This window comes from Alcanivorax sp. HI0083, from assembly GCF_001635175.1.
The window spans coordinates 1-7,293 of the sequence record NZ_LWFX01000741.1; the positions used below are offsets into that span (position 1 = coordinate 1).

The following is a 7,293-nucleotide window of genomic DNA, read 5'->3' on the forward strand; positions in this document are numbered from 1 at the left end:
TGCCAACACGCTGGATGATTTCGTCCATCAACGGAATCAACGATTCACCGCCTTCCAGGCCGAAACGTTTGGTACCCGGATACTTGCTGCCCAGATATTTTTCCAGGCCCTCAGCAGCAGACAAGCGTTCAAGAATATGCTTCTTGATGTCCGTGCCGTATTCCGGATGACAGCGCACCCCTTCCATGCGTTGCTGCAACCAGCGTTTTTCAGCGGTGTTGACCATGTGCATGTATTCCGCACCCACGCTGGAGCAGTAGGTACTGGTCAGGCAGTCAACGATATCGCGGAGAGAGGTTTCAGGCTTACCAATAAACAGGTTGCCTGTTTGGAATACGGTATCCAGATCAGCCGTGCTGAGACCGTGATGCGCCAGTTCCAGGTCTGGAACGGCTTCGCGCTCCATGATGCCCAGCGGGTCCAGCTTGGCCACCTGGTGACCACGGTTTCGGTAGGCTGCAATCAAGTGCAGCACACGGACCTGACGACGCTCGTGCTCCGTGCTGACCGCACCGGCACCAAACTTCTGCACCCGCGAACGGTTCTTCGCCTGCAACAGAAAGTATTCACGCACGGCGGCGTGGGGCACATCGGATTCGACGGCGGTATCAACACTGGGGAGTTTTTCGAAATAAACGCGCCAGTCTTCCGGCACGGAATTAGGATCAGTCAGGTAGGATTCGTACAGTTCATCGACATAGGCAGCGTTGGCTCCCCCGATATGGGAGGACTGCCATTGCCGCTGCATGGAACTGTCTTGCATGTTAGCTCGTTCCTTCGGCGGGAGGTTGTCACACTCTGTGGTATGAGTAACTGCGACCACAGGGGGGCGACCCTGTTCCCGTACGCTCGTATTTTTCGGAACAACGCCTTTTAAGCCCTGTTCCACCCATGAGATGCAACCTGCTATCTCGCCCATACCGGGTCGGGTCTGGGTAGAAGCCTGCTACCTCTCGTCGAGGGATTACCTCGAACTGCTATCTAGTGTAGCCCTTTTAATTCGGTTTTGTTAGGCACCGAATTCATAAAGTAACTTATGACTCTTTCCGAATGTGTCTGCCATTGGCAAAACGTCGAATAGACAGCCAAAAACGTCATCTCCGACTTTATTACATACAAAAAAGGCGGCCATCAGGCCGCCTTTCTCGTTTCGGGTCAGATGCCCCGCTCCAACAGCATGGAACGGATATGACCAATGGCCCGGGTCGGGTTCAACCCTTTCGGGCAAACGCTGACGCAGTTCATGATGCCGTGGCAACGGAACAGGCTGAAGGGGTCATCCAGTTTGGACAGACGCTCTTCAGTTACTGTGTCGCGGCTGTCCGCCAGGAAGCGATAGCTCTGCAACAGGGCCGCCGGCCCCAGGAACTTGTCCGGGTTCCACCAGAAACTTGGGCAGCTGGTTGAACAGCAGGCACAGAGAATACACTCGTACAGGCCATCCAGCTTTTCACGCTCTTCCGGGCTCTGCAGGCGCTCGATGGCCGGAGCCGGCGAGGTGTTCTGCAGATACGGCTGCACTTTTTCGTACTGGTTATAGAACATACCCATGTCCACCACCAGATCACGAATGACCGGCAGGCCCGGCAGCGGGCGAAGGATCAGCGGCTTCTTGCCTTCCAGCACACCCGGTGCCACCTGGGACAGCGGAGTGATACAGGCCAGGCCGTTCTTGCCGTTCATGTTCATGCCATCGGAACCGCAAACACCTTCACGGCAGGAGCGACGGTAGGACATGGACTCGTCCTGTTCTTTCACCAGCGCGAGAATGTCCAGCACCATGAGGTCTTTACCCTGGGTATCGACCTCATACTCCTTCATGCTCGGCTCGCGATCCGTTTCCGGATTGTAGCGATAGATACTGACTTTCATCGTTAGCTCCCCTTAGTAGGTCCGCGCCTTGGGCTGGAAGGTGTCAACGGTCTTCGGCTTGAAGTTCACGTCACGCTTGCCCAGCTTCTTGGCTTTGGGGTCGAAGATGGAGTGGCACAGCCAGTTCTCATCGTCACGATCCGGGTAATCGTAGCGGGAATGCGCGCCACGACTCTCGGTACGGCCTTCGGCCGCGATGGCGGTGGCTTCCGCCACTTCCAGCAGGTTATCCAGCTCCAGCGCTTCAATACGCGCGGTGTTGAACGGCTTGCTCTTGTCATCCAGGTGCGCCTTGGAAATCCGCTCACGCAGATCGGCCAGCTTGGCCACGCCTTCCGCCATCAGGTCGCCCTTGCGGAACACCCCGAAGTGGTTCTGCATCACGCTCTGCAGCTCTTTGCGCAGCGCGGAGACAGATTCGCCACCCTTGGAGTCGTCCCAACGGCGAACCCGGGAGAGCGCTTCCTCAATATCCGCATCGCGCGGCTCGTATTGAGTCATACCCTGACGCAGGGCATCTTCAATGTACAAACCGGCTGCACGACCGAATACCACCAGATCCAGCAGCGAGTTACCGCCCAGGCGGTTGGCACCGTGTACGGATACACAGGCCACTTCACCCACGGCAAACAGACCGTTCACGAACTGCTCTTCGCCTTCATGGCCACCGGTCAGCTTGAGCGCCTGACCGTGAACATTGGTGGGGATACCGCCCATCATGTAGTGACAAGTCGGCACAACCGGGATCGGCTCTTTCACCGGATCGGTCTGCGCGAAGGTAATGGCCAGTTCACAGATGCCCGGCAGGCGGCTGTGCAGCACTTCTTCACCCAGGTGATCCAGCTTCAGGAAGACGTGATCGCCATCCGGACCGGCACCACGGCCATCCAGAATTTCCATCATCATGGAACGGGCAACAACGTCACGGGACGCCAGATCTTTGGCGTTCGGCGCGTAACGCTCCATGAAGCGCTCACCGTCTTTATTGATGAGATAACCACCCTCGCCCCGGCACCCTTCGGTTACCAGTACGCCGGCACCGGCGATACCGGTGGGGTGGAACTGCCACATTTCAATATCCTGCACCGGCAGGCCGGCACGCAGGGCCATGCCCACGCCGTCACCAGTATTGATCAGGGCATTGGTGGTGGAGGCGTAGATACGGCCGGAACCACCGGTGGCAAAGACGGTTGCCTTGGCCTTGAAGAACACGGTTTCACCGGATTCGATATCAATGGCGATGACACCACAGACATTGCCGTCAGCGTCTTTTACCAGTTCTGCCGCGTACCACTCATTGTAGAACTGGGTGCCGTTCTTCAGGTTCTGCTGGTACAGGGTATGCAGCAGCGCGTGGCCGGTACGGTCAGCCGCCGCACAGGTACGGGCCGCCTGGCCGCCTTCACCGAAGTTCTTGGACTGACCACCAAACGGACGTTGGTAGATACGACCTTCTTCAGTACGGGAAAACGGCAGCCCCATATGGTCCAGTTCGTAGACCGCTTCAGGGCCTACATTACACATGTATTCGATCGCGTCCTGGTCACCGATGTAATCGGAACCTTTCACGGTATCGTACATGTGCCAGCGCCAATCATCGTTGGGATCGGCGGACGCGATCGCACAGGTGATACCGCCCTGGGCGGATACGGTGTGCGAACGGGTCGGGAAAACTTTGGAAATCAGCGCAGTCTTGAAACCGGACTGGGCCATTTGCAGTGAGGCGCGCATACCGGCACCACCACCACCTACGACGATAGCGTCAAACGTAATAGTGCGAATGGACATGGATTACGCCCCTCCCCAGATCAGAACCAGACCCCAAAGCAGGTACACAACCAACGCCAGTGCAATTGCCAGCTGGGCAATCAGGCGAACGCCGGTGGCGGCTTTACCAAAGGTCAGGCTGGTCAGGTAGTCCGTGGTTACGCCCCACAGGCCTACCCAGGTGTGTGCAGCGACAGAAATTACCAGCAGGGTGTTGGCTATCTGCATGCAGATAGATCCCATGAAGGCTTTCCAGCTGCCATAATCCAGATCACCGGCGGTGATCAAATAACCCAGCATGCCGATCATGTATACACCGATGATGACAGCTGATACTCGCTGAATGAGCCAGTCATACAGGCCGTTACGGCCCAGGCTCGTTACACTGGTTACCATATCCAGACTCCTGTCAGCAGAATCAATACCGCAGAGATGATGAAGGCCAACTTGGCGCCACGACGGCCGCCTTCCAGGCTTTCACCAACACCGGTGTCCATAATCAGGTGACGAATGCCCGCCACCAGGTGGTATAGCAATACAGACAGGATGCCCCATACCACCAGCTTCACCAGCAGTGAGGTCATCATCAGTTCTTTCAGGTCCGCAAAGCTCTCGGGAGACGCCAGGGAGCGATCCAGCATCCACAGCAGAATCGGCAACGCCAAAAAGATGGCAACGCCGGTTACACGGTGGGTGATAGATGCTATAGCCGTGACCGGGAACTTGATCGTGCTCAGATCGAGGTTAACGGGTCGCTTATCGTTCACGGTAGCCTACTTATAGCCGGGCCTCTGTATTAGAGGCGGTTGTCGGGAACTTGGCAGAGTCATTGAGATCAGAACGTGAAGACTGATCTTAATAATCTGCCCGGGCCGGGGTGGGCCCGTGTGAAACCCCCAGCAGGAGGTTTCTGCCGGGCGGGAGTATATCGCCGCGACTTACGCAAAACAAACGCTCCAGGTGACAATTATTCTTCACTTACCGGCTAACGCGTTGATTTACAATGATGCACCTGATGTGAACGCCGTGAATTTGTGTTGCACCATGCTGAGGCAAAACGACCATTCAGGCGTAACAAGCTGTTTACCCTACAAAAGTCTGACTCGCCGGTTCTCGCCTGCGCGTTGACAAAGGTGTGTCAAAACTTTACCTTCCCCCGCGCTTTGGAGGACCTTCCTTACCTTGAGGAACGTTCCCTCGTCCGCCAATGGAGAGATTCCCATGACCGAGAAGAAAGCCACTCTCAAGGTAGAGGGTCAGGACCTGGACCTGCCGATCTACACCCCGACTCTGGGCCGCGACGTTATCGACGTGTCCAAACTGGTAGCTAACGGCGTCTTTACTTTCGACCCGGGTTTCACCTCTACCGCTTCCTGTGAATCCAAGATCACCTTTATCGATGGTGAAGTGGGTAAACTTCTGCACCGCGGCTACTCTATCGAAGAGCTGGCAGGTCAGTCCGATTATCTGGAAGTGTGTTACACCCTGCTGTACGGTGAACTGCCCACCGCAGAACAACGTGATCAGTTCATCAGCACCGTGAAGAATCACACCATGGTGCACGAGCAGATCCGCAACTTCTTCAACGGTTTCCGCCGCGATGCCCACCCGATGGCCATCATGTGTGGCGTAGTTGGCGCGCTGTCCGCCTTCTACCACGACTCTCTGGATATCAATAATCCCGAGCACCGTGAAATCACCGCGTACCGCCTGATCGCGAAGATGCCCACCATCGCGGCCATGTGCTACAAGTACGCGCTGGGCCAGCCGTTCATGTACCCGCGCAACGACCTGGGTTACGCAGAAAACTTCCTGCACATGATGTTCGGCAACCCCTGCGAAGAGTCCAAGATCAGCCCGACCCTGGCCAAGGCCATGGATCGCATCTTCATCCTGCACGCGGATCACGAGCAGAACGCCTCCACCTCTACCGTGCGTCTGGCAGGCTCTTCCGGTGCCAACCCGTTCGCCTGTATTGCTGCTGGCATCTCAGCCCTGTGGGGCCCGGCACACGGTGGCGCCAACGAAGCCGTGCTGAACATGCTCGATGAAATCGGCTCCCTAGATAACATCGACACCTACATCGCCAAGGCCAAGGACAAGAACGACCCGTTCAAGCTGATGGGCTTCGGTCACCGCGTTTACAAGAACTACGATCCACGTGCCACCGTGATGCGCGAGTCCTGCCACGACGTTCTGGCCGAACTGGGTGTGAACGATCCGCAGCTGGAACTGGCCATGAAGCTGGAAGAAATCGCACTGAACGACCCCTACTTCAAAGAGAAGAAGTTGTTCCCGAACGTGGATTTCTACTCCGGCATCATCCTGAAAGCCATCGGGATCCCTACCTCCATGTTCACCGTAATCTTTGCCCTGTCACGCACCGTGGGCTGGATTGCGCACTGGAACGAAATGATCTCCAACCCGTACAAGATTGGCCGTCCGCGCCAGCTGTACACCGGCGAAGCCGAGCGCTCCTTCGTGCCGGTCAACGAGCGCAAATAAGCGCCTCGTTATCGCCTGACAAAAAACCGCCTTCGGGCGGTTTTTTTGTATCTGCAAAACCACCGCGAGTTAAACTCGTGGCGCCTTAAAACTCGCTGCTCGCCTACCGGGCAACACCGGTTTCGCCCCGCTGATTGGAGCCTATTACCACCCTGCATTTGCGTGGTTGCGCCGTGCATGCAAGCATCATCGTCTCGCTAGCCAACGCAGACATGACAATGAAAAAAATTCTCGCGCTTCTCATCATCATCGCCATTGCCGCCTACCTGCTATTCTGGCCGGTCAGTATCGAGCCCGTCGCCTGGCAAGCCCCTACGGCCCCCGCCCTGGAAGGCCCCTACGCCACCAACACGGCACTCAGTGACAGCCGCATACTCGGCAAGGATGAAGGCGTTGGCCCGGAAGATGTGGCCATTGATGATGAAGGCTACCTGTACGTGGGCTATGTAGATGGCCGCATTGTTCGCTTTGATCCCGACGGCAAGAACCCGGATCTGATCGCCAACACCGGAGGCCGGCCATTGGGTCTGGATTTTGCGCCCTCTGGCAACCTGATCGTTGCCGATGGCTACAAAGGACTTTTGAGCATCAACGCGGCCGGCGCTATCACAACCCTGAGCGACAGCGCTAACGGACTAGCCTACGGTTTCACCGATGACGTGGATGTGGACAGCAACGGCATCGCCTATTTCTCCGATGCCTCCAGCAAATTTGGCCCGGCCATGCATGCCCGCGACGACATCATGGAACACGGCGGCCACGGGCGGCTGTTGCGTTACGACCCGGCCACCGGCCAAGCCGAAGTCCTGCTGGATGGCCTGCAGTTCGCCAATGGTATCGCCCTGTCGCAGAATGAAGACTTCGTACTGGTGACCGAAACCGGTAATTACCGCATCGTTCGCTACTGGCTCAAAGGCGACAAAGCCGGCAGCCACGATATCTTCATGGATAACCTGCCCGGCATCCCGGATGGCATCTCGGCCAACGGCGACGGCACTTTTTGGCTTGCCCTTTTCAGTCCCCGTAATGCCATGCTCGACAGCCTTTCCGACAAACCCCTGCTGCGCAAAGTGGCCTTCCGTATGCCCAGCTTCCTGCAGCCGCAACCGGTGCATCACGGCTTTGTGCTCGGCCTCGACGAGCAAGGAC

Annotated in this window: 6 protein-coding genes and 1 pseudogene; 2 read left to right on the top strand and 5 right to left on the bottom strand. The window is 57.0% G+C overall.

Annotated features, from left to right (window positions below):
• The 5 genes and pseudogenes from A3754_RS07250 to sdhC form a co-directional block, all read right to left on the bottom strand.
• Nucleotides 1-763: pseudogene (locus A3754_RS07250) on the bottom strand (2-oxoglutarate dehydrogenase E1 component); the annotation flags it as partial.
• A 392-nt stretch (nt 764-1,155) separates the two neighbouring features.
• Nucleotides 1,156-1,872, bottom strand: coding sequence for a succinate dehydrogenase iron-sulfur subunit (locus A3754_RS07255; protein WP_063519193.1), 717 nt, complete (start codon nt 1,870-1,872; stop codon nt 1,156-1,158).
• Nucleotides 1,873-1,884: 12 nt separating this feature from the next.
• Entirely contained in the window at nt 1,885-3,660 is a 1,776-nt protein-coding gene (gene sdhA, locus A3754_RS07260) for a succinate dehydrogenase flavoprotein subunit (protein WP_063519194.1), read from the bottom strand.
• 3 nt (nt 3,661-3,663) lie between these two features.
• Entirely contained in the window at nt 3,664-4,035 is a 372-nt protein-coding gene (sdhD, locus tag A3754_RS07265; protein ID WP_007150974.1) for a succinate dehydrogenase, hydrophobic membrane anchor protein, read from the bottom strand.
• On the bottom strand, nt 4,029-4,406 hold the full coding sequence (gene sdhC / locus A3754_RS07270; protein WP_063519195.1) for a succinate dehydrogenase, cytochrome b556 subunit: 378 nt from the start codon (nt 4,404-4,406) through the stop codon (nt 4,029-4,031). Before sdhC ends, sdhD begins: the two co-directional genes overlap by 7 nt.
• Nucleotides 4,407-4,860: 454 nt before the next feature.
• On the opposite strand from sdhC, the gene gltA reads away from it, so the two are divergent.
• Complete coding sequence (gene gltA / locus A3754_RS07275) at nt 4,861-6,144, top strand: citrate synthase (protein ID WP_063519196.1); 1,284 nt, start codon at nt 4,861-4,863, stop codon at nt 6,142-6,144.
• Nucleotides 6,145-6,362: 218 nt separating this feature from the next.
• Nucleotides 6,363-7,293, top strand: a 931-nt coding sequence (locus A3754_RS07280; RefSeq protein WP_231880534.1) for an SMP-30/gluconolactonase/LRE family protein, incomplete at its 3' end; no start/stop codon positions are given.

Bases quoted from the DNA above. Each gene is read 5' to 3' on its own strand.
- A3754_RS07255 (WP_063519193.1), bottom strand. From the start codon at position 1,872: ATGAAAGTCAGTATCTATCGCTACAATCCGGAAACGGATCGCGAGCCG.
- sdhA (WP_063519194.1), bottom strand. From the start codon at position 3,660: ATGTCCATTCGCACTATTACGTTTGACGCTATCGTCGTAGGTGGTGGT.
- sdhD (WP_007150974.1), bottom strand. From the start codon at position 4,035: ATGGTAACCAGTGTAACGAGCCTGGGCCGTAACGGCCTGTATGACTGG.
- gltA (WP_063519196.1), top strand. From the start codon at position 4,861: ATGACCGAGAAGAAAGCCACTCTCAAGGTAGAGGGTCAGGACCTGGAC.